This window comes from Spiroplasma sp. ChiS, assembly GCF_002968355.1.
Lineage (GTDB): Bacteria > Bacillota_I > Bacilli_A > Mycoplasmatales > Mycoplasmataceae > Spiroplasma > Spiroplasma citri.
Map to the genome: position 1 here is coordinate 1 of NZ_PUUH01000222.1, position 780 is coordinate 780.

Below are 780 nucleotides of genomic sequence, written 5' to 3' on the forward strand. Positions count from 1 at the left end.
CTGCAAGTCAGCTTGGTTCACACTATCGACTTTCAAGCAGGGAGATGTAGGGCGATGCAAGGTCACCCGGACGTAATCGATTACCTCAACACGTTGCTGACGGGCGAACTGGCAGCACGCGACTGCAAGTCAGCTTGGTTCACACTATCGACTTTCAAGCAGGGAGATGTAGGGCGATGCAAGGTCACCCGGACGTAATCGATTACCTCAACACGTTGCTGACGGGCGAACTGGCAGCACGCGACCAATATTTCATCCACTCGCGGATGTACGAAGACTGGGGCTTTACCAAGCTCTACGAGCGTATCAACCACGAAATGGAAGAAGAGGCGCAACACGCCGATGCCCTGATGCGCCGCATTCTGATGCTGGAAGGTACGCCGCGCATGCGTCCTGACGATCTCGACACCGGGACCACGGTGCCGGACATGCTGGCCAGCGACTTGCGCCTTGAATACAAGGTTCGCGCTGCGCTGTGCAAAGGCATCGAGCTGTGTGAACTGCACAAGGACTACGTCAGCCGCGATATTCTGCGTATCCAGTTGGCAGATACCGAGGAAGACCACACCTACTGGCTGGAGAAGCAGTTGGGCCTGATCAAATCCATCGGGCTGGAGAACTACCTGCAGTCGCAGTTCTGACTGCATAAGGCGTGGATACCGGTTTGCGAGCAAGCTCGCTCCTACGGTTGATGCGTCAATCCTGAGATGTAAAAAAGCCCCTGTCACCGTGAGATGACAGGGGCTTTTTCATGGGGCTCAGGCTCGATCGCGGGTTAGC

The 780-nt window shown here is 55.9% G+C and carries 1 protein-coding gene; it reads left to right on the top strand.

Annotation, left to right across the window (positions count from 1 at the left end; translation table 4 throughout):
* Positions 1-176: 176 nt before the first annotated feature.
* Entirely contained in the window at positions 177-713 is a 537-nt protein-coding gene (gene bfr / locus C6B38_RS05895) for a bacterioferritin (RefSeq protein WP_199558597.1), read from the top strand.
* Positions 714-780: the final 67 nt, after the last annotated feature.